At 35.9% G+C, this 21,700-nt stretch carries 22 protein-coding genes; 16 read left to right on the top strand and 6 right to left on the bottom strand.

What is annotated here, in order from left to right; translation table 11 throughout:
- Positions 1 to 67 precede the first annotated feature (67 nt).
- The 3 genes from IEW76_RS03590 (at position 68) to IEW76_RS03580 (ending at position 3,236) form a co-directional block, all read left to right on the top strand.
- Positions 68 to 1,288: a S1C family serine protease gene (locus tag IEW76_RS03590; protein WP_188651002.1), complete on the top strand. Its 1,221-nt coding sequence runs from the start codon at positions 68 to 70 to the stop codon at positions 1,286 to 1,288.
- 55 nt (positions 1,289 to 1,343) lie between these two features.
- On the top strand, positions 1,344 to 1,523 hold the full coding sequence (locus IEW76_RS03585) for a CxxH/CxxC protein (protein WP_229721110.1): 180 nt from the start codon (positions 1,344 to 1,346) through the stop codon (positions 1,521 to 1,523).
- Positions 1,524 to 1,853: 330 nt separating this feature from the next.
- Positions 1,854 to 3,236, top strand: coding sequence for an FAD-binding oxidoreductase (locus tag IEW76_RS03580; protein WP_188651000.1), 1,383 nt, complete (start codon positions 1,854 to 1,856; stop codon positions 3,234 to 3,236).
- Between the two features lie 41 nt (positions 3,237 to 3,277).
- Here the strand turns inward: IEW76_RS03580 and IEW76_RS03575 are convergent, their stop codons facing one another.
- On the bottom strand, positions 3,278 to 4,759 hold the full coding sequence (locus IEW76_RS03575) for a Na+/H+ antiporter NhaC family protein (protein WP_188650998.1): 1,482 nt from the start codon (positions 4,757 to 4,759) through the stop codon (positions 3,278 to 3,280).
- Positions 4,760 to 4,781: 22 nt separating this feature from the next.
- Positions 4,782 to 6,185: an NAD-dependent malic enzyme gene (locus IEW76_RS03570; RefSeq protein WP_188650996.1), complete on the bottom strand. Its 1,404-nt coding sequence runs from the start codon at positions 6,183 to 6,185 to the stop codon at positions 4,782 to 4,784.
- 137 nt (positions 6,186 to 6,322) lie between these two features.
- Between IEW76_RS03570 and IEW76_RS03565 the strand changes: the two genes are divergently transcribed.
- The 4 genes from IEW76_RS03565 to rlmH all read left to right on the top strand — a co-directional run bounded on the left by IEW76_RS03565 (position 6,323) and on the right by rlmH (position 10,414).
- The gene (locus tag IEW76_RS03565; protein ID WP_188650994.1) at positions 6,323 to 7,624 is read left to right on the top strand and encodes a Glu/Leu/Phe/Val family dehydrogenase; all 1,302 of its coding nucleotides are present in this window, start codon (positions 6,323 to 6,325) and stop codon (positions 7,622 to 7,624) included.
- Between the two features lie 378 nt (positions 7,625 to 8,002).
- On the top strand, positions 8,003 to 9,196 hold the full coding sequence (locus tag IEW76_RS03560) for a ParM/StbA family protein (RefSeq protein ID WP_188650992.1): 1,194 nt from the start codon (positions 8,003 to 8,005) through the stop codon (positions 9,194 to 9,196).
- A 13-nt stretch (positions 9,197 to 9,209) separates the two neighbouring features.
- On the top strand, positions 9,210 to 9,836 hold the full coding sequence (locus IEW76_RS03555; RefSeq protein WP_188650990.1) for a hypothetical protein: 627 nt from the start codon (positions 9,210 to 9,212) through the stop codon (positions 9,834 to 9,836).
- Positions 9,837 to 9,934: 98 nt separating this feature from the next.
- The gene (gene rlmH, locus IEW76_RS03550; protein ID WP_188650988.1) at positions 9,935 to 10,414 is read left to right on the top strand and encodes a 23S rRNA (pseudouridine(1915)-N(3))-methyltransferase RlmH; all 480 of its coding nucleotides are present in this window, start codon (positions 9,935 to 9,937) and stop codon (positions 10,412 to 10,414) included.
- Here the strand turns inward: rlmH and IEW76_RS03545 are convergent.
- A complete protein-coding gene (locus tag IEW76_RS03545; protein ID WP_188650985.1) occupies positions 10,386 to 11,936 on the bottom strand; it encodes a recombinase family protein in 1,551 nt (516 codons plus the stop codon). The genes rlmH and IEW76_RS03545 overlap by 29 nt on opposite strands.
- A 5-nt stretch (positions 11,937 to 11,941) precedes the next feature.
- Positions 11,942 to 12,520, bottom strand: a complete 579-nt coding sequence (locus tag IEW76_RS03540; RefSeq protein WP_188650983.1) for a helix-turn-helix domain-containing protein — start codon at positions 12,518 to 12,520, stop codon at positions 11,942 to 11,944.
- A gap of 135 nt (positions 12,521 to 12,655) precedes the next feature.
- Here IEW76_RS03540 and IEW76_RS03535 point away from each other — a divergent pair, with 135 nt between their 5' ends.
- The 3 genes from IEW76_RS03535 (at position 12,656) to IEW76_RS03525 (ending at position 14,526) form a co-directional block, all read left to right on the top strand.
- Positions 12,656 to 12,811, top strand: coding sequence for a hypothetical protein (locus IEW76_RS03535; RefSeq protein WP_188650981.1), 156 nt, complete (start codon positions 12,656 to 12,658; stop codon positions 12,809 to 12,811).
- A 74-nt stretch (positions 12,812 to 12,885) separates the two neighbouring features.
- Positions 12,886 to 13,548: a hypothetical protein gene (locus tag IEW76_RS03530; protein ID WP_188650980.1), complete on the top strand. Its 663-nt coding sequence runs from the start codon at positions 12,886 to 12,888 to the stop codon at positions 13,546 to 13,548.
- Between the two features lie 375 nt (positions 13,549 to 13,923).
- The gene (locus tag IEW76_RS03525; RefSeq protein ID WP_188650978.1) at positions 13,924 to 14,526 is read left to right on the top strand and encodes a hypothetical protein; all 603 of its coding nucleotides are present in this window, start codon (positions 13,924 to 13,926) and stop codon (positions 14,524 to 14,526) included.
- Between the two features lie 12 nt (positions 14,527 to 14,538).
- On the opposite strand, the gene IEW76_RS03520 is transcribed toward IEW76_RS03525, so the two are convergent.
- The gene (locus IEW76_RS03520) at positions 14,539 to 14,808 is read right to left on the bottom strand and encodes a hypothetical protein (protein WP_188650976.1); all 270 of its coding nucleotides are present in this window, start codon (positions 14,806 to 14,808) and stop codon (positions 14,539 to 14,541) included.
- A gap of 711 nt (positions 14,809 to 15,519) precedes the next feature.
- On the opposite strand from IEW76_RS03520, the gene IEW76_RS03515 reads away from it, so the two are divergent.
- On the top strand, positions 15,520 to 15,804 hold the full coding sequence (locus IEW76_RS03515; protein ID WP_188650974.1) for a cytochrome-like domain-containing protein: 285 nt from the start codon (positions 15,520 to 15,522) through the stop codon (positions 15,802 to 15,804).
- A gap of 27 nt (positions 15,805 to 15,831) precedes the next feature.
- Positions 15,832 to 16,095 carry a hypothetical protein gene (locus IEW76_RS03510; RefSeq protein WP_188650972.1) on the top strand — a complete coding sequence of 88 codons (264 nt, stop codon included), beginning with the start codon at positions 15,832 to 15,834 and terminating at the stop codon, positions 16,093 to 16,095.
- A gap of 153 nt (positions 16,096 to 16,248) precedes the next feature.
- Here the strand turns inward: IEW76_RS03510 and IEW76_RS03505 are convergent, their stop codons facing one another.
- Entirely contained in the window at positions 16,249 to 16,947 is a 699-nt protein-coding gene (locus IEW76_RS03505) for a hypothetical protein (RefSeq protein WP_188650970.1), read from the bottom strand.
- A gap of 367 nt (positions 16,948 to 17,314) precedes the next feature.
- Here IEW76_RS03505 and IEW76_RS03500 point away from each other — a divergent pair, with 367 nt between their 5' ends.
- From IEW76_RS03500 to IEW76_RS03485, 4 genes are all read left to right on the top strand, one after another.
- Complete coding sequence (locus tag IEW76_RS03500) at positions 17,315 to 18,052, top strand: spr1630 family ClpXP-sensitive toxin (RefSeq protein WP_188650968.1); 738 nt, start codon at positions 17,315 to 17,317, stop codon at positions 18,050 to 18,052.
- 15 nt (positions 18,053 to 18,067) lie between these two features.
- Positions 18,068 to 19,243, top strand: coding sequence for a spr1629 family repressor/antitoxin (locus IEW76_RS03495; RefSeq protein WP_188650966.1), 1,176 nt, complete (start codon positions 18,068 to 18,070; stop codon positions 19,241 to 19,243).
- A 323-nt stretch (positions 19,244 to 19,566) separates the two neighbouring features.
- Positions 19,567 to 20,604, top strand: coding sequence for a Kiwa anti-phage protein KwaB-like domain-containing protein (locus IEW76_RS03490; protein WP_188650964.1), 1,038 nt, complete (start codon positions 19,567 to 19,569; stop codon positions 20,602 to 20,604).
- 39 nt (positions 20,605 to 20,643) lie between these two features.
- Positions 20,644 to 21,291: a KwaA family protein gene (locus tag IEW76_RS03485; protein ID WP_188650962.1), complete on the top strand. Its 648-nt coding sequence runs from the start codon at positions 20,644 to 20,646 to the stop codon at positions 21,289 to 21,291.
- Positions 21,292 to 21,700: the final 409 nt, after the last annotated feature.

Genomic DNA, 21,700 nt, shown 5'->3' with positions numbered 1-21,700 from the left:
GTGTGTAGTGAGGTAACGGGGGACTAGTATACAATGTAGAACTGGTTCAGAAAGGATTGAGGGTTCAATGGGCTATTATGATGATCAAACCTCTTCAAGCAACAGACACAAGCGTCCAGGATGGATTATGCCAACTTTTGTGGGTCTGATTCTGGGTGCTGTGTTAATCGTGCTGGCGTTACCCGCTCTTATTCAATCGAATATCTTGCCGTATGATCTTTCATCACAAGATAAAGAAGATCAGGTTCAAGCAAGTGAAGAGGAAGACACCCCCACAACGGAAAGCGTAAACCTTGATGTTACAACGCAAGTTACAGAAGTTGTGAGCGAGGTACAAGAAGCTGTCGTAGGCGTTGTTAAAATACGTGAATCTTCCGGTTTAATTCAGGAACAGCCCTCTAGTGGAGAAGCTGGAACAGGTTCAGGCGTCATATATAAAAAGGAACAAGACAAGGCTTATATTGTAACAAATAACCATGTTGTGCAGGGAGCTGACCGAATTGAGGTTTCCTTAATTGATGGTTCCCGTATTGAAGCGGAACTAGTTGGAGCTGATCCATATACAGACTTAGCTGTATTAACAGTAGATGGATCTAAAGTAAATAAAGTTATAGATATTGGTGATTCCTCAAAGGTTAAAGTTGGGGAACCCGCTATGGCTATTGGAAGCCCACTTGGATTAATGTTTGCGGGGTCTGTTACGAAAGGGATTATAAGTGGAAAACAGAGAGCCATCCCGCAAGATTTTAACGGAGATGGACGAATGGACTGGCAAGCTGAAGTCATGCAAACAGATGCTGCGATCAATCCTGGAAATAGTGGGGGAGCCCTCATCAATATTAAAGGTCAACTGATCGGTATCAATTCCATGAAAATTGCCAAGTCAGCTGTTGAGGGGATTGGCTTTGCCATTCCGATTAATAATGCTGTACCGATTATGGAAGACATCGAAGAAGATGGTGAGGTTACAAGACCGTTTATGGGGATTGGAGCCGTGTCGTTATCAGAAGTTCCTCGTTCTCAACAAAGAGAGGTTTTAGGTCTTCCTAGTGATGTTAAGGGAGGCGTTGTCATTGATAACGTTCAAACAGCTTCACCGGCTGGTCAAGTTGGACTTCAACAATATGATGTTATAACAGAGCTAGATGGCAAAGAAATTTTAAGTATTGTTGATTTACGAAAGCATTTGTATAAGAATAAGAATGTTGGTGATGAAATGTCAGTGACGTTTTATCGAGATGGCCAAAAGCAAGATGTAACGATGAAGTTATCCAATCAGAGTTATTAAAAGCGGGAACGATAAGTTCCTGCTTTTCCTATGTGTTAGAGAGTGAGGTGTAAATGTGAAATTGTTTGTCTGTCAGGACCATGTCGATCGTGGCATTGATGTGATTGTGGATGAATGTGAAACGTTCCCTAATTTAGATAAGATAGAAGGGTCAAATAATTTATCCACAACCTGTGAGTATTGCAGTGGATTAGCTACATATATAGTAGCGAACGCAGGTTCTTCCACCAAATAAGGGAATGAATTTGTGTATATGTGGATAACTTTGTGAATAACTTGTTTATATGCTTCCTTTTCTTGTGAGTATTGTTATGAGAAGAGGGCTGTGGATAATTATGTTGATAAGTTTGAATAGTCATACAATTTTTAATTAGTGATGGTAAAAAAACGACAGTTTCTGCCTTAGAAACTGTCGTTTTTTTATGTTCCTTTAGACATAATCCTTAAGAACTATTTAGGGGAGGTTTTTACAAGAATTTTATTCCAAAATATTAAATTTATTGATAATATATTTATTAACATACATACAATGTACTATAAACCAAAATGGTGTAAGGAGAGGAATATGACTAATATACTAAAACAGCAAGTACAAGGTTCGGTTTTACTTCCAGGTGATGAAGGGTATGAAACACAACGGAGGATTTGGAATGCGGCTGTGGATAAATCTCCACAAATGATCGTGGTATGTAAAGAAGAGGCCGATGCAATGAGTGCAGTTCGGTATGCAAGAGAACATGACTTAGAAATATCGATTAAGGGCGGAGGTCACCATGTAGCAGGTACTGCAGTAACAGAAGGTGGGATTATGATTGACCTTTCCGAACTAACGAATGTGGTAGTGGATAAGGATGCAAGAATTGCGCGTGTGCAAGGTGGAGCTACACTTGCTCATGTTGACAAAGAAACACAGAAGTATGGATTAGCTACCCCTACTGGAACGGTATCAGAGACAGGTGTGGCTGGATTAGCGTTAAACGGTGGGTTAGGTTATCTTAGAGCTAAGTATGGATTGACTTGTGATAATATTCAAGCTGTTAACTTGGTCACAGCTGATGGGGATCATATTAGGGTGAGTGAAACGGAGCACTCTGATCTGTTTTGGGCAATCCGTGGAGGTGGTGGTAACTTTGGCGTTGTTACCTCATTTGAGTTCCAGCTTCATGAAATAGGACCTGAAGTGTTAGCACTTGATGTAATGTATGATTTTAAAGATGTTAAACAGGTGTTCCAAAACTTAAATACATATCTAGAAACGGCACCTGATGAAATCAGTGTAAATGCAACTATGATTGATTTGCCTCCAGCTCCTTTCATTCCTGAATTTTTACACCATCGTCGAGTGATTATAGTAGCAGGAATGTATGCTGGGTCTCCTGAAGAAGGAGAAACGATTATACAGCCTCTACGGGAATTAGCTCAACCATTAGCGGATATGACAGCTGTCATGCCGTACGTAGAGCTGCAGAAGAAGTTGGACGCGATGGTTCCTCAGAATGCTTGTATTACTGGTACCTCTCTATATCTTGATGAGCTAACAGAAGAGGCGCTTGATCAAATTGTAGTTCAAATGAATGAAGCCCCTGCCCCTGCTATGGTGCAATTATGGGAAACTCATGGGCATATGAATCGTATTCCTTCTAACGAAACTGCCTATTACGTTCGTGGTGGTAAGTATCTTTTACTTGTGGACGTGATCTATGAAGACGGCCAAGAAGTAGAGGCGAAAGAATGGATTAATGAGATTCGTCACTCTCTTTTAGCCTATTCTTATAAGCAGACATCCTATTTGAATCTCACTGAAAATGACGAAACCATTATACGGGACAGTTATGGTTCGAATTATGACCAGCTAGGTGCCATTAAGCAAAAATATGATCCCAATAATATTTTTCATGTAAACCATAATATTGACCCTAAAGGCGATCGTGAGCCAGTAACAGAGTAGAACAATAAAAACGAGGATTCCTAATTAGGAATCCTCGTTTGTCATTTTTCTGGTTTTATTTCTTCACCGTTTTTACCTATATATCTAAGCCCCCAGCCCGTTATGGCTGATATAAACATGACCAGTAACAGAAACCAACCTTGAAAAACGAAAGGGAATACTTCTGTGGGGCCAACTACTGGTAAGAAATCATAATCCTTCGCCGCCCCTTTAATTGTCGCCCATGCGAGTAGTACCCCACCACTCCAGGGGAAGATGTATCCTAGCGAAGAGGATACAGTATCGAGGAAGTTTGCTCTTCTGTAAGGGTGTATATTAAACTCTTTACCAATCTTTCTTACAAAAGGGCCTGCCGTAATTTCTGCAGCCGTATTGATTGTAATAAACACATTTAAAAAAGCAACAATGGCGAAAATCGAAAGTTCAGCCCGTTTCACGACACCATTAATGATCTTAAGAAAGAAATTCTTTATGGCTTCCATGGTACCTGCAAGTTCCATTAGGTGAGCCGCTGCCAATATGAATAATATGAGGATCGCCATGTTAAAATATCCTCCTATCCCATTCATTAATGCCCCCCCAATTGCGGCTTCCCCTGCATCATTACGATAAATGTGTAAAACCTTGCGAAGCGGTACACCTATTACAATAATCATAAGTATAGAAGACACAATGCCAATCGTTAAGGAGGTTAACAAATGACGTCCTGAAAGAGCCAGGGTTAATACGATAGCAAATGGAATGAGCATGAGTAAGCCTGTAGGGGTGACTTGCTCTTGTAGTTGCTTAAAGGCTTCTTCATTCCCTGACTGCTCTCCACCTCCAAAGATTACGAATAAAATAAGGGCCGGTATAGCGGCTGTAATAGAGTACTTAAAACGAGAACGCACGACGCCTGGGACATCAGCTTCTTGTGTTGTAGCAGAAACAATTGTGGTATCTGAAACAGGAGCTAAGTTATCCCCGAACACCGCTCCGCTTAATATTGCAGCTAGCAGTATAACCGGATCAGCGCCCAATATAATACCAGCAGGGAACATCAGAATACCAAACGTCGCAACGGTTCCATATCCTGTTCCAACCGCTGTTGAGAAAACACCAGCTAAAAGGAAAGTCAGTCCTGCGATATACCCACCCTCAAGTCCTGTTTCAAACCCAACCCATATTAATCCTTCTACTAGCCCTCCTGCTGCAAGGAGCTTAGCAAACATTCCCGCCCAAAACCAAGCAATCACTGCAATAATACCGATTGGTTGAGCCATGCCTTCAACGAGCCCTTGAGCGTAATCTTTCCAAACAGATTTACAGAAAAAGAGTCCAAGTGCTACACCAATAACCATACCTAAAACAAGGGCCTCCTCAGTCACTAACTTTGTTACGCTTAAAGAAATGGCCCAAACAATAAAGAACACAAGGGGGAGTGTGGCGGTGAAGGGGCCGCCACGGAACGCTAAAAATTCAATGTCTTTTTTCCCTATAGCCTCTTCTGCATCCTGCTGCTGTTTTTTCTCATCCTCTTTCATATGTGTTCTCCTTTCAGTATTTTCAATCAGGCTCGATTTGAGCTACTCCTGTTGTAATGGCAGCGTTTATGACTGCTTGTCGAATAGTCGGTACTACTTCTTTGTTAAAAACACTTGGAATGATATACTCTGCGTCTAACTCATCTTCTTGAATGGTTGAAGCAATGGCTTTAGCTGCGGCAAGTTTCATTTCATCATTAATCTCTTTAGCACGGCAGTCCAACGCTCCTCTAAAGATACCGGGAAAACACAAGACATTATTCACTTGATTGGGGTAATCAGATCTTCCTGTAGCAATAACGGCTGCATAAGGTTTAGCCTCTTCAGGGCGAATTTCAGGGTCCGGATTAGCTAGGGCAAAAACAATAGGTGACTTAGCCATTTGTTTAATGTCAGCTTGCGTTAAAAGCCCAGGGGCAGAGACACCAATAAACACATCGGCTCCTTTAATAACCTCGCATAATTCTCCTTCTTCTTGGTTTGGATTTGTTTTATTAGCGAATTCATTCCACCCGGTTCTTTCATACTTTTTACGGCAATGAAGTGCCCCCTCAACGTCGACACCAATGATATTGGTAGCGCCTGCTTTTAGGAGCATATTCGTGATTGCCATCCCTGCAGCCCCAATACCACATACGATGATTTTACAAGCCTCAATAGGTTTAGAAACAAGTGTAAGAGCGTTTAATAAGCCTGCAAGTGCAACAATTGCTGTGCCGTGTTGATCGTCATGAAATACAGGAATGTTTAATTCTTGCTTAAGACGTTGTTCAATGGAGAAACAGTTTGGAGAAGCAATGTCTTCTAAGTTGATTCCGCCAAATGTAGGTCTGAGAGCTTTAACAATGGTAATAATCTCTTCAGGATCTTGTGTGTCTAAGCAGATAGGGTAAGCATCAATATCAGCAAACTGTTTAAAGAGCATAGCTTTGCCTTCCATAACAGGCATGGCGGCCTCTGGCTTGATTTTCCCCAGACCAAGTACGGCTGTTCCGTCTGAAATGACAGCGACAGAATTCTTCTTAACTGTATACTCGTGAGCAAGATCTACGTCCTGATCAATGGCCTCGCATACTCTGGCGACTTCCGGTGTGTAAACTCTAGACATATCGTCTCGGTTATCAATTTTGACTTTAGGAACGACATGTATTTTACCTCCGGAGTGGGCCAGAAATGTTCGATCTGTAGTATGTTGAATAGAAATTCCGTCTAACTTTCTTAATTCACTTATAATAAGATTTTGAGTACTTTCTTGATTAACGTTAATACTTAAATCTCGAACGGTGGTATTTTTGTTTTCTTTTATAACGTCTATTGCAACTAGATCCCCGCCATTTGAGCTAATAACGGTTGCAATTTGTCCAAAAGAAGCCGTCTGTTTATCTAACTTTAGTCTTAATATAAAACTCATGCTTACTTTACTCATATTGAAGATGTCCCTTCTTTAATCAATAGTGTTCTTATCTTTCCAAATGAGTAAAGAAATATAACGGATCCTTACATAATGAAGCAGTTTCAGTGACACATTAGGAGTATGTAAACGTACGAGAGGTAGGGAAAGCTATGGAAAAGCATAAAGCAGAAGCAGATATCGCTACGCATGATCAAAATCCTTATAAAATCGTAAAACAATTACTAAGTGAATCAGTAAAACAGTTAGGCTTGGATGAAAGCATATACCACATATTAAAGAAACCCATGAGAGTCATGGAAGTCTCCATCCCTATACGAAAAGAGGATGGATCCGTCGAGAATTACACTGGATACCGTTCTCAGCATTTGGATGTACTAGGTCCATGTAAGGGAGGAATTCGTTTTCACCCATCCGTTACCCTAGATGAAGTAAAAGCTCTTTCTATTTGGATGTCTCTTAAGTCAGCTATTATTGAATTACCACTTGGAGGCGGAAAGGGAGGCGTAATTGTAAATCCGGAAGACCTAAATCAAAGGGAATTAGAAGAGTTAAGCAGAAGTTACATCCGAAAGATAACGCCAGTCATTGGTCCTGAAAAGGATATTCCTGCCCCTGATATGAACACAACTCCTGAAATTATGGCTTGGATGATTGATGAATACGACAAACTTCGCGGCTATAATATACCAGGGCTTATTACAGGAAAGCCTATTATTATAGGAGGTTCTGAAGGACGTTTGGATGCCACAGGGCGAGGTGTTGTTATTCACATACGAGAAGCGGCAAATGCTTTAAATATAGACCTATCTAGGGCTACGGCTGCCTTACAGGGGTTTGGAAATGTAGGCAGCGCAACGGCTAAATTCTTACATGAATCTGGTGTTAAAGTTGTAGCTGTTACGGATGTATCAGGAGGGATCTATAAGGAGGATGGATTGAACATTCCGGCCTTATTAGAGTTCATAGGGGAGGGGAATGTGATTGCCGACTTCAAAGAGTGCGAATCCATCTCGAATGAAGAGATGTTTGCTCTTCCTGTAGATATTCTTATTCCAGCGGCATTAGAAAATCAAATTACAAGCGAAACGGCTCCTTCGATCAAAGCAAAGATTGTAGCAGAAGCAGCTAACGGGCCAACAACTCCAGAAGGGAACAAGATCCTCGAGGAGAAGGGGACTTTTATTATCCCGGATATCTTATGTAACGCCGGTGGTGTAACGGTTTCGTATTTTGAATGGGTCCAGAATACAATGAACTATTACTGGAAGGAAGATAGGGTAAATAAAGAGCTTGAAGAGAAAATGATTGCTGCCTTTAAGCGTGTATATGAGATGAAAGAAAATAAAGGCTGTGAAATGCGTCAAGCTGCTTATATGGTCGGTATTCGACACCTCGTACTGGCTCTTCAAGCTAGAGGATGGATCCAAAATGGAGATCTTTCAAAACTGTAAACGTGGTCATAATTTGAATACGTGAAACGAATAGGTATGAAATGAAGAGAGAGGGGATTCATCTTCTCTCTTTTTGTGGCTTGTGGGACAAGCCTTCATGTGTACAAATATGTTTACTTGTATACAAATTGGAATACATGTAAACAAAACTGTAAACAAGAAGTACACAATAGTGTATACAAGTATACAAACGTGTACACACGTTATTCTAAAGGCATGTGTACATATAACGTATACATGTAAACGAAAAATGTATACATGTATACAGAATTGTCGACAAAAGAAGACATTGACTGTTGTCTAAATCTTCTATATCTTTTAATTAACGGAAGAGAGACTCTAGTCATTAACTTCAAAAAAAGAAGGGGAGCTAGTTTCATGACAAATTCAAGAATTGCTGCTGTAGATGTTGGTAATGATGCCCTTAAGGCATTGTTTGGTAAATTAGATTCGGAGCTTTACATTCCAAATGTTATCGCACGAGATATTGAAGATCGTCCTGTAATTGGAATAGAAGAATTAGACGAAAAAGATCCGGTAGATAACCTACATATCCGCGTGCATTCACCTGCACTAAAGGATAATAACGCGATTTACCGTGTAGGTAATCTAGCAACGAAAGGGAGTAACCCTACTGAGCTAGACCCAGGAAGTAGTAAATCTGAAGAAGACCAAACACTTGTGATGCTATTTGCTTCCTTAGCGCTTGATGCTGTATCAAGAGAGGACGGCTCACAGAAGCACCATGGAAATAATCGTAATGTAGTAGAAGCTAATTACACGCTTGGGACTGGGTTACCACTTAGAGAAGTAAAAGAAGGTAAGGACGTAGGCTACCGTTCTCAGCTACTAGGATCGGTGCACCAAGTAGAATTCCTTGTCACTCCTAGATATCAAGGTATGAAAGTTAATATTAAGTTTGATGAAGTGAAAGTCTATCCAGAAGGATTTGCGGCATTTGTAAATCTAGTAATGGATAATGATTTAAATGTAATTAATAAAGATTTGATTGATAAACAGATTTTAATTCAGGATATTGGCGGTCTATCAACAGATATTGCTGTGATTCGTAACCGCAACGTCGATGACGATAAAGCTCAAGGATTCAACCTAGGTGTAGCAGAGTCTTTAGAAGCCATTCGGGACGAAATCCGTACAAAACATGGAGTAGAGTTAGATAGTCGTCGCGATGTTGTTGATATTATTACGCGTAAAAATGATCGTCACCACATCATGGTTAAAGGAAGTCGGACAAGCGTTCATGATATTACAGACCGCATACTTTTAGAATTGGCTAAAAAGCAATATCGCTACCTTCGTAACGTATGGCAACGAAACTCTCAATCTGAGATTTGCTATTTTGTTGGAGGCGGTTCTGCCGTATTAAAAGAGTACTTAAAATCGCTGAATAACAGTCTTGATGGATTTAATATTGAATTCTTTGAAGACGAAAATGAGAGCATCTGGATGATGGCCAATGCGTATTACAAGCTAGTGTCAGATTTCGTGCGAAAGACGAACAAAGATAAAAAACAGGAGAAGCAAAAACAAGAAGCAACTTCTGCTAAGTAGATAGGGAGATTTCATGGGAGATTCTAAAAAGGGTGTTCAACGAGGCCAGGCAATTACGTTTCGCATTCCCTCAGATACACCAGATTACGTTTTAAAACAACTCCAACATCTGAAGGAAACAGAAAAGCGAAACTTCTCCAGTCGAATCGCTCAGTATGTATTACAGGGCGTATCAGAAACACGTTCGAAGGAGAAAGAGACGGTTACAGTTTCTTTACCAAAATCATTAACGAAGGAGCAGCGCAATTGGCTTAAGCACGAGCATTCTGAGGCTTTAATCGGAAGTATTCTCTATCAGCTGCTTATGGATCCTATTCGCGCTACCTCTTTATATGCATCGTTACACAACAATGCTTATGATTTTGATGATGTGTTAGAACTCCAAGAACAAGTAGAGGCCGCTATTCAAACAAAGTCCCAATCGATAGCCTCTGGTCAGAGTGAAGCTTTGTCACATGAACAACATAATTGGCAAGCGAATGAAGCGGCATCCGCCTCTGAGGAGAACTGGACAACAGATGATGATCTTGATGATATCAATCTTGATCACTTGCAAGAGGAGATTCATAAGAAGGAAGAAAAAGTGGAGTTCGACGAAGATGACCCACTAGCAGACTTCTTTTCCTCCATGAATAAGTAAAACATTATCCCCAAAGCTTTTAAGGCTTTGGGGTTTTTATGCTCTTACGCCGTTTCATGATACGATACAAATAAGAAATGGAATGAAGGAGTAAAGTTATGAAGATCACCATTATTTCTGTTGGAAAACTTAAAGAAAAATATTTAAAACAAGGTATACAAGAGTATGAGAAACGACTCAGTTCCTATGCTTCTATTGATTTAATTGAAGTACCAGATGAGAAAGCTCCAGAAAACTTAAGTGAAGCGCAGATGGAAGAAGTGAAACAGAAAGAAGGAGAGCGGATTCTTGCTAAGGTCAATCCGGACGCCCACGTCGTTACGCTTGAGATTGAAGGGAAAATGCTCACCTCAGAGAAATTAGCCAAAGAATTAGACCAGCTTGCTACTTACGGGAAAAGCAAAGTGACCTTTATTATAGGAGGGTCTTTAGGTTTAAGTGATGAGGTCATGAATCGTTCTGACTTTGCCTTATCCTTTTCTAAAATGACTCTGCCTCATCAGTTAATGCGCCTCGTGTTGTTAGAACAGATTTATCGTGCATTTAGGATTAATAGAGGTGAACCGTACCATAAGTAAACACAAAGTCATCTGTTTTTTTAGACGTATCGAAGTACAATTCTACATCTTCGATACGTCTATCTTCATGCGAAATTAATGTAATTCTGTTTATCATATTGTGAAGAAAATGCTTTTGTTGCTCTGCTGGTACTTTAGGTAATAACTTAGAAAACTTCTTTAAAGAATCATGAACAAAGCTAAAAGATACCTCTTCCATTGTAGGTTTATCAATCTCGTTTTGTATATTTTCTCTTTGTTCTAATAAATCATTTTCTTCAGCTATGAAGGTATTTATTTTTTCTTTAAAATAGCTTGCAGATAAATCCTCATTATCGAATAATTCTTCATATTTGGCTTTTTTGTTATTTATCTTTTTTAGTTGAGTATCAATTTGTTCAAGATCCTGATAAAGAGGGTCTTTTTGCGACTTAACCTTAGAATTGATTTCTTCAACTATTTGTTCAAGTTCATTTGGAGTAGATACTATTTCTTCTAACCTTTTAAACACAGCTCCCTCGATGTAATCAGCGTTCACAGTATTTGATTTGCAAGCAGCGGAGCCTTTATTGCTAAATGTACTGCATTTATAGTAACGAATATACTCATCACTATTCTTTGAAGCCCTTGATTTATGGCTAATCATGCCTTGTCCACACTGTGGACATCTAAGTAATGTAGTTAAAGGAAAAGTTCCGTAGAATGATTTAGAAGGTTTGTGAGATTTTTTTCTGATTAATTCTTGAGTCCTTTCCCATGTATCCTTAGTGATTAGTGGTTCGTGGGAACCTTCTACTACTATTGGATTAGAGTTAGTGCCACTTCTTCTTTTTTCATTCCAGTTTTCTACTTGATTGAATCTTATATACCCTACATATACAGGATTGTGTAAAATTGTACGAACTGATGTTACGCTAAATTGCCTATTCTTTTTTGTTTTGTAACCTCTGTGATTAAGGTGGTTAGCGATAGCTTTGTAACCCTTTCCTTCAAGGTAGAGGCTGAAAATCTTACGGACTGTCTCGGCTTCCTCCTCTAAAATATATAATTCTTTATCTTCTGATTTGTAACCTAATACACTTCCACCATTCCATTTTCCCTCTCTAGCCCTTTGTTTCATTCCTAATGTAACGTTCTCTACCATTTGATTTCTCTCAAATTCCGCAAAGGAACCCAGAATTTGCATCATAACTTTACCATGTGAAGTATTATAATCTATATTCTCACTAACGCTATATAAAGTAACATTGTGATTAACCAAATCCTCTATAACATTAAGTAAGTCGACTTGTTTTCTTGAAATCCTAGAAAATTTCCATGTTAAAATCAAATCAAAGTTATTACTATTTAAGTCCCTCAGCATCTTCTGTAAGGCAGGCCTGTTAAGGCTTTTAGCGCTAATACCTTCATCCTTATATACCTCAACAATCTCGTGATTCATCTTCGTGCAATATTCTTTTAGTGATTGAATCTGCCCATCAATAGAGTAACCATCGTCAGCTTGTTCCTCTGTTGAAACTCTTACATATAGTGCCGCTTTCATTATATTCAGTCCTCCAAGTCATGAATTTCTTCTTCTGGTAGCTCAAAATCATCTATTAACTTTTTCAACATATCTTTGTCTCTTTCTTCAATTTTTAAAAAGTCATATGAGAAAAGGTTAGACAAAAAAGCAAACCCTCTTTTACTTCTGGTAAGTTTATCGAGATTTTCTATAAGAATTTTTGCTCTAGAAAAATCTCTTTCAATTAACTCATTCATTACACTATGGAACCGATTATTCTTTTCTTTTAGTTCATCTATTTCTTCATCAAGTAAAAGTAAAGATGACTGGTGATATTGTTCAAATTTACCTGAATCCTCTTTGTAGGTAAGGCCTGCTGTTGTGTCTATCGTTTCATCTGCTTCAAACTTTTTGTTTAATATAAGATCTGCTTTTTCAGAAGAAAAACCAAGCTCATGCAATAAAGCCATTGATGTAGAAAAATCAGGTTTCTTTATTAAGCCTCTCTCTAGTTGAGAGACGTATGTTACAGCCTTTCCGACTTTTTGTGAGAGTACTTTTGAGGATATTTTCTGTTCTTTTCTTAATTCTTTAATGTACTTACCAAATTCTATTCCGTTCATAAATAATCCCTCCTTTAAGTAGCATATAGCACATAAGATAATATGTAAATAGCATTATATGCTACTTTTAGGTTGACCCATGCTACCTTTGGCTGTTAAAGTGAGATTACAAAGTTTTAAAGGAGGAAAAACAGTATGCCTTATGAAGGTCAAGATAGTCATTTTACTAGTCTAATTGCTGAAATTGTTTATGGAGCTTTAAATAGTGATGAAAAGGGGTTAGAGGATTTAGTAGATCATTGGGGAGGGGAGTTACCCTATGGTTTTTTCACATACCATATTGATGAATGAAAAAGTAGCATTAAGCGTTGTGTTATATGCTACCTTTTTAAATAGATAAACAAATATTAAAGGAGATTGATATCATGGATAATTTTTCACCAGAAATCATTGAGGAAGCGGAAATGTTGGCAATACAGAGTAGTTATTATGCAAAAGGAAGAACAAATCGCGAGTATAGCCATAGGGGAATACAGTATGAAATACCAATAGGAAAAGATATAGTGCCTTTCCTGAGGGACAGGACGGAATTGTGGGAGAAAATGTTGAATTTAACTGCTGATTATATAAAAAAAGGCAGAAAGAGAAGTTTAAGACCTACACTTGATAGGATTAATCCAGAGGGTAATTATTCTATAGATAACCTTGATGTACTTACATTAGAGGCGAATGTAAGAAAAGATAAGGCAGTTAAAATAGAGGTCATTGATTTAGGGGAAGAAAAGCTTTGGGGTACTGATACTATGATCCAAGCAGCAGAGTTATTAGAAGTGAAAAGACAACGTATTAGCCAGTATTGTGATAGTGGGGTATTTATGGATGATAGATATCTTATTCAAAGTACTGGTGATAGATCAGGGAATAGTCAGTATAAAGTGAAAACTAACCCTGAAATACCTATAGTTTTGGATTCATACTACAAAGCTTATTACGATGAAGAAACTCAGGAAACTCAATATACCAAGGTATTCAACTGTGTAAATGTAACTATTGAAGAAGGTATTTATTTAAGTAGATATGAGGATTAAGGGATTAGCTCTCCCTTAGTCCTCCCATATATTAATAACTAACTAAATTAAACTAACACAAGTTGTTTATATAACGAAATGCTTTAAGAATTAATCAAAAAATTTGTAACAGGAGGGGATGGTATTAACCAGACTGAAGATGATTTACTCTCAATAAACACATCAATTGATACAGTGATATTGGTTGCCAAACTATCAATTGAGGAGAAAATATTTATCAGAGATAGATTTAATATGACATATGGTCATTCAAAGTTTCTAGAATCAACAAACAGTGAAGACCCATTCTATGTAATTAACCTTAATATAAAGAATGAATATGCTAGATATCATTACAACGCTATGATTATCATGCAGAATGATGCTCTGATAAACATGCCCCAATCGCTAAAGGAAGTTATTCAACAGATTGATTGGAAGTTTAAAAGACTGGATGTAGCCTTTGATATAAACAGTGATTATGATAACCATGTATTCCTAAGACCACATGGAAATACGAAGACTTTCAGTAGGGAAACTTGGAGTGGTTATTACTTAGGTGGCAATTATTCCAAAGTAAAAGTAGCTGTCTATGATAGAAATGCAAAAGAACAGAGCAGAGGTAAGGATATAACGCATAGTCACTCTACCAGATTTGAGTTTCGATTTAGACCTAAACTTAGTGAACAAACAAGTATTCATGACTTTAATACTGACTTTATATTCGACAGTTTGACTAAATTCAATTTTGTAGAAGATGTGACTAAGTTAGATACTTCAAAGTGGAATAAAAACAGGCTCTACGGCTTGCGGAAAAACGTAAGCAACAAACGTAAGTATAAAAGTAAATGGAAGAGGTTAGACAAGAAGGATCAAGATGAATTGAAGCGGCTCACAGAGGTGTATAGAATCCCTTTTGAGAGTCATTTTGAGCTCAATAAGGCTAATCTATTTAAATGGACAAACAACTCACACAAGGCTTCTAATGAAGCTGTGTGAGTTGGATAATACTTAATCATCTTGGTTTTTCTCTTTACGATATCTCACTTGACGGGTACGCCCTCTATTTTCTACTATAGCTATCCAAGTAGATGTTGTTTTTCCAAGGTCACTTAGTATTAGCATCTCTACCTCTTGAAAAGTGTTTTCATGACTCACGGTGAAAACAGAGTTATGTACTCCATCTTCGAATTGGTAGTAAACGACATTAATAAAGCCCGTGTTATCATCTTCAATTAAAATCATACTAATATCGAAAGTGATACGTCCTTGAGGATCCATGCCATCCCTCCTGTAAAGTTATTCCAATTAACGATACTCAAATTATAGATTAATTCTTAATACACATCAACCAATAAATACCAACTTTGGAATAGAGGATAAAATACTAATACTCCCACACCAGTAATAGAAAACCCGATCCGAAAGGCTATATTAATTACTAGCTAAACATTGCAGCATAACGCTCAAAAGTTTTTTCGTAATTACTCTCCATATACTATGTACTAATAAACGTTTTTCGCATTTTTCCGCTTAGAAACAAAGCTTTATTCCCGATCGCTTCTTATATCACCCCGATCGTTACAGGCATATATTAACGCGCACTATCGTGCGTAACGCTTAATACGCGTTTCTAAGGAACTCTTTTAAACAGGCATTCAATAGATATATATTGTAGTCGTATGGAGGTTAAAATCGTTCATAGAATATCACTTCTATGAATGGCCTTTGAAAACATATGCTTTAACTTGTTAAAGATTTTACTGGTAAACAACTAAAAATACTGGTATGACGGGTTGTGTAGGGGGTGGTTAACAGTTTGATTAAAGGTATCACTAATTTTATTACCACAAACTGTTCTACATCTCTAGGTAATCGTTTATGTGAATCGATCGAGAATGAACAGTATTAGTTTTAGTTTTTGTAATATTTTGACAATTAAATATATTAATGGTAATATAGACTTATAACAAATGATAAGGAGAATGACCTATGAAAACACAATTTATGTATGAAACATTTAAGAGACAGAAAGAAGCAGGGAACCTTAAACAATTTAATGAAGTTACCAAGGAAGAGTTGAAAGAAATGTTCTATCATGAAATTAGAACAGATGAAATGATAGCTTACTTATTTGATGTAGAAAAGAAAATAGTCACAAAAAAACGGTATGACCTAGGATTGAAAATAAATATTTTAGAGGAAACAGAAGGGCCTCCCAAAGCGATGATAGACGAATACAATGGTTTATTAGAAATAGATAAAATGGAAATATAATATTACATAAATACAGGGGGATTAAAGATGAGTTTCAGAAAATTTTTATTTGAGGACTTTCAGAAGCAAAAGGAAATGGGAGGATTGAAGAGTTTTGATGAACTTACTAAAGAAGAATTAAAGGAAATCTTCTATCATGAGTTAATATCAGATAGTAGGATTGCTGAGCTGTTTGATGTAGGAAAAAGGACAGTTACTAATAGAAGGTATAAATTAGGGCTAAAAGAAAACCGCTTGAAGTATACCGAGGGCTGGTCTAAAAGAGTTCTCGACGAAAAAATCAAAAGTTAAAATCACATCAAACTCTTAAACTGAGAGTAAACCACTATTAGCTTGGTAGGCAGGATGGTTTATTCATACAGAGATCCCCTTCATGATGATAGAGGGGATCTTTTGTGATGTTTTTATATTCTTGTTTAGAAGTGGAAACTTTTATAAAAAAGGCTAATCTTCTTGCTTTTTCCGTTCTTTAAACAGTCCCCAAGTTTTATCCATAAACATTTTTATCTTACCCATATGTGGTATCCCAGGTGGTTGGATTAAATAACTATATTTTTTCATATCTTCTTTTTCAAGCAATTCCACTAGGTACCAATATCGTAGTTCTTGATTTTTACATTGTCTGAAATCAGGATCATTAAAGATAATCTCCCTCAACTGATCTTCATCTTCTTTTTGTTGTTCCTTCTTGTTCTTCTTAATTTCCTTAACCTCGCAACAGAATTTCTTTTCTATAAAATCAATAGCTTCTTCTGCTGGAAGGATTCCCTGCTCTTCAATCCAAGGGTTTGTTAGTTCTATTCCCACGAAAGTACCATTTTGAAGAATAAATAGCTTTAAATTTTTTGGTGAGCTAAAATCTAATGATTTGATGTATTGGTTATGTAGGAGTACTTCGGTTCTAAATTCTTTTGAATACTCACTGTACCATTCTTTAGGAATAGTGTAGTCATCAAATATGTAGTAAGAATAATGGTAATAACAATATTTAGAATTTAAGTCACTTGCATATATCAAGAAATCTTCAATTTTATCTAAGTTTAAAAAAAGTTGATTAGAAATTTCCAAAGCACTTACTTCTAAAGGTGTGATGTTATAGTTACTAATTATTTTTTTTAGATGACGGTTTTCAATAATCGACATACTACTTCTCCTAACTAATTTTCTATAAATACATATTTACTCATGTGTCTTATTGCATCATGGCCCTTTAAACGTGTTGGTTATCATAAACAAATATGTTCGTTATCTTAAAAACAACACTTCAGAAATCGTTCATATTTTAGCATAAAATTACAATTAACTGCTTGTTCTAAAAAGGTAATTTAACGCTTAGTTTTCTAACCATTATATTTTGAATGAAAGAAATGTTTCATTTAAATTAAGGCTTTGATATATTCAAACTCTTACACTTTAAAAAAACGGTCTAAAAAACAAAAAAACTTTAATTAAAAAACAGGTTGAGGTATAATTTTAAAGGAATACTAATTCTTCATTGGGAGGTAAGATCGTGAAAAAGTATAAGTTTGAGAATGATTTTGCTCAAGGGATTGTCGATGGTATTTTACAAGGCTACAAGGATTATCTAGGTGTCAGAAAAGAAAAGAAGATTGAACTTGAGATAAGTTCTGCATATGCTTGGGTAAAAGGGAATCATATAGAAGATGCAGTCTCTCAAAAAGTACCTGAATTTGGTGTCACTTACAATCATTCTAAAGCTGGATACGCATGGGGATATCTACAATTTACCCAAGAAGATGAAAAAGTCCTTTTTATTATTAAGCATGGAATGAAACATGGTACCAAAATTCCTTCAACTAAGAAGAGAAACGTCGAAACAAATTATCTCGCGAAGCTATCCCGTATTAACAGTGATGCTACTTTTAATGAGATAGAAGATGATAAAGAGTTCAATGAACAATTAACTTTTGATGACTTCCCTCTAATTGATGAAGAATTAAATGAAGAGGTAACTGAAATTTCAAGACAACATGATCGTTTTTTTATAATTTCTTATACAACAGATAATAATAAAATGATATCTGAAATTGAATTACTTCTACCAAACCCTAATGAAAATGTTCTGTATAGAGTGGAAAGTTGGACTGAACTCATTGAAAATTCCAACGTTTCAATAGACGCAACTGAATTAGATGTAGTGAGTGGTGAGAAGGAGCCTATTTCACCAAACCAATCTGTTGCTGATTATGGAATTGAAGATATTCCAGAGGAGCAAGAGAACGAGTAAGAGGAGGTGCAAACCATGTTTGTCGGTCAACAGCTCGTTAATCTGCGTTCTATGAATGAAATGTCTAGAGCAGAATTAGCGCAAAAGTTAGGCATCACAGAGCAAGCAATCTGGCAATATGAAAAGGGTTATACCTCTCCTAAAATGGAAATAATATTGAACTTGTCTAATATCTTTGATGTGAAGTCGAAATACTTCTATCAGGAAAATAATGCTTTCAATATAGTAAATGAAAAGCATATTGCTTATAGGTCTATTGAGAAGAACAATATGCAAAAAGTTAATGCTGAAAAATCATACCTTGAACAAATAGAATTACTTCTGGTGTATATTGAAAAGACTATCAAACACCCACCGAATAAACTGCTCTCCTTGAGAAACAATTCTCAAAGAATTATGGGAGAGCATTTTAATAAGGATAATTTCAATAAAGAGAAAATAATTGAGGAATTAGCTTCTAATGCACGAGTTACATTGGGATTAAATTCAACCTATAATAACAATTTAATTTTCCATATAGAAAAGAATGGAGCATTTGTGCTAGAAAAGCCCATGGACGTTAATACAGATGGTTATAGTACATGGACTATTCATGATAGGCCGTATATAGTTCTTAATAGTAATCATAAAACTGCTGTACGAAGGAATTTTGACTTAGCTCATGAACTTGGCCATCTTGTAATGCACTATAACGAAGACTTTCAAGCTATTGATAAAAATAGCTATAATAAGATGGAAAAAGAAGCTCATTTATTTGCAGCAAGCTTTCTGTTGCCTAAGGATGAGTTTTTAAATGATATCCAGTTTATTAGCAAGGTTTCGAATCCTAAATCATATATAGATCTGAAAAGAAAATGGAATGTTTCTATAGCTGCTATGGGAAAGCGTGTTTATTCCTTAAATCAAATGTCATATCAGCAGTATAGGCATTTCAATGCATTATTAAGAAGATATGGGTTTGTAAAGCATGAACCATTAGATAACGAAATTGATGTTATAAAGCCAGGAAAAATAAGGAGCTTAATGACACACGTTCTAGAGAAAAAAGTCATAACCCCTTATGATTTATCAAATAAATTCAATTTAAATTTATCAAAGATTTCCTCATTGTTAGACTTAGAGCCTAACTTTTTTAATCAATACCTAACTCCCCAAAAAGAATATAACTTCATTGAAATAAAGAAAGTATAATTGATATATCAGTTTATATGTGGTGTTCCTTGATAATATGGGAACACCTTTTTACCTTACATATCAAAGACTTTTAGAGGTATATGTTTCTTGGTGACTAATGTAAAGCTATAGATCTAAATATCAGGTTAGATTTTAATGCTAAAGAATAACACGTATAAATTCACAAACTTAAGCGCTTTTGGTAATATTAACCTATTACATAGTGTCTTAACAAGTGTGAAATCTTTAAATATTGGTTTATGTAGATGTATTTCATTTTTTAAAGTATATTCAAGGGGTTATATGGAAGAATTATTTTTTTGTTTAGGGAGAGGGATATTTTGGATTTAAATAGTGGAGAAAATATAATCCAGAAGTTAAGCGGTTTAGATGTAGGAGAAGATAATAATTTAAGTGGTATTGGTCTATCTTTTCACCTTGTTAGAAAACAAAAACATGCAGATAACTTGTATCAATCTAAAGAAGTATCTGTAAGCCCTGAAGTAACATCGTGGCTTAAAAAACATATAGTGAAATCATTAAACGAACTAAAAAAGGATGACTCTGGTGTGGTTCAACGATTCCATGTCGGACAATACAATCATGAGATTAATAGGCAAGATCAACTTATGAAGTTTGACTTAGATAATTCAAGTGATTTATTGGCTCGTAAAAGAGGTTTGATAAGTGAATTAGCAAATTCTTCAGAGGACTTTCCAGAAGATCAAACCAACTTTCAAATAGTAAAATTAACTTATGAAGGTTCTTCTGTTTACTTTTGTTATTATAGAGGTACAAAAAAGAGTTCTTCTAAAAAGAAATGGGCTTTGAAAACTTCAAATGAATATACATTCGTTACCAACCCTGTGATGGACATAGGTGGTAATATTGATTTTTTCATACTTGAAAACTACATCTTTATAGTTAACATTAAACCTTTTGAATATGCTTTTAATTATAGAGATCATATTATTCGTAAAAGAGATCAAAGACTATCAGAAATCACAGGTATGGATTTCTTTAATGGCAATGATTCAAATCCATTGGATTTCGAAGAAAAATGTAAAGCGTTTATTTATTCAAGAAGTATTGCAAAGATTGATCGTGAAACAATTGAAGTCCTAGAATCTAATTTCTCTGATAGATGCGCTGAATTATTAAGAATTAGGGAGAATGCGCCTGATGACACTCAAGAGTTAGAGGAATACAAACGCAAGATAGGATCTTTATGGACATTATTTGATTATATTGATACTGAAAATAATAAAATTATTTACAATGAAGATATGAGCCCAACACCTTTAATCCATTTTTTTACTGATAAAATAGCGAAATCTTTTTTAACTGAAGATGTAAAAGTTGTAATGGCTTACGAGTAATATATTACCATTTTATCTTCATTTTGGGAGTGAATAAAAATGATATGGGGAAAAAAAGAGCAATACCTTATTTGGATATCTGCATACCTCCCCTTTATAATAATAATGTTATATCGGTTTATTGATGGAAATGACTATTTTAAAAATACTTCTTTAGCTCTATATATTAAAGAATATCTTTCTAAAAACCAATTTGATACACTTATCATCATATTTATAGTTGTCTTTACTATTTTTTTGTATAGAAGAGTTGTTTCTTTTTTGTTTAGTAGAATTGATGAAAAATTGAAAGCAGGTTCTTACGGGAAAGAGGTAGTTGTTAGAAATTATGAAAGTTTAAACGTAAATGATTATTCTTTCTTCTTAATAAGCTTACTTTTACCCTTAGTATCTCTTGATTATGCTTCTATTATGAATCTATGGATCTCTCTTTTATTTATATTCATAATAATCGGGGTTTATGTAAAAACTAACACTATTAGCGTTTGCCCCGTATTCTTTATTTCAAATAGGAACGTTTTTAAAGCAGTGATATCAGAACATACGAGACAAGAAGAAGAGAGTAATCCACAATTAAGAAAGAGTGTTTACGTAATTACTTTTAACAAAAACATCGATATGGATAACAAATTTAGAGCCAAGCAAATTGTAGGAAATGTATTTTATATTTCTCCATTTAACGATTAATTCTTAAGTTAAACCTATATCACCATCTATATTACTTGAAGAGAAACTGAGGGTAATGAATTGATTTACATCTTGAGATAATAAATGACAGCTCAATTCTGAGGAACGTAATATTATGGGTTATATGGGTTTGGGTAAGTACGTTATCCCCAAGTCAGTAAAATAGTCTTTAAGTTGTTTTGTACTATCCCGAGGTCTTTCCCTCTAGGTTTACGCTCTAATAGCCCCCGTAACAGAAAGTAATGAAAGTTCGTCCCCCGACTAAATTCGTCTATCCTTTCATTTGCAAGTCTAATTTTGAATCAGTTTAGTATAACTAATATATTTTCCTCCCCATTACTTTAAAATCGATACAATTCTCATATTATCGAGAATTTATTGATATAATGGTTGGGAGGTAAACTAGTAT

The organism is Pontibacillus salipaludis (assembly GCF_014642405.1).
GTDB classification, from domain to species: Bacteria; Bacillota; Bacilli; order Bacillales; family BH030062; genus Pontibacillus; species Pontibacillus salipaludis.
This window is presented reverse-complemented; position numbering and strand designations above follow the sequence as displayed.